Origin of the sequence: Hyunsoonleella pacifica (genome assembly GCF_004310335.1) — a bacterium.
In the GTDB taxonomy this organism is placed as follows: Bacteria; Bacteroidota; Bacteroidia; order Flavobacteriales; family Flavobacteriaceae; genus Jejuia; species Jejuia pacifica.
In genome coordinates this window covers 1-306 of record NZ_SIRS01000031.1, presented here as the reverse complement: position 1 = coordinate 306, position 306 = coordinate 1, and the positions used below count along the sequence as shown (strand labels likewise).

At 38.2% G+C, this 306-nt stretch carries 1 protein-coding gene; it reads left to right on the top strand.

Translation table 11 applies throughout. The features are described 5' to 3' along the window. Nucleotides 1-306 (top strand): aminotransferase class V-fold PLP-dependent enzyme (locus EYD46_RS17625; RefSeq protein ID WP_130938490.1); only part of this gene is annotated, 306 nt, incomplete at both ends.

Genomic DNA, 306 nt, shown 5'->3' with positions numbered 1-306 from the left:
ATTGGTGGAGTTAACTACTACACTGGCCAGTTTTTCGATTTAAAGCGCATTACTGATTTAGGACATAAACATGGATGTATTGTTGGTTTTGATTGTGCGCACGGTGCAGGTAATGTACAACTGAATTTACATGATTCTGGAGCAGATTTTGCAGCGTGGTGCACTTACAAATATTTAAATTCTGGTCCCGGAAGCTTAGCATGGTGTTTTGTACATGAAAGACATGCCTATAGAAAAGATTTAAATCGATTTGCTGGATGGTGGAGTCATAATAAAGAAACACGTTTTAATATGCGTGGCGAATTC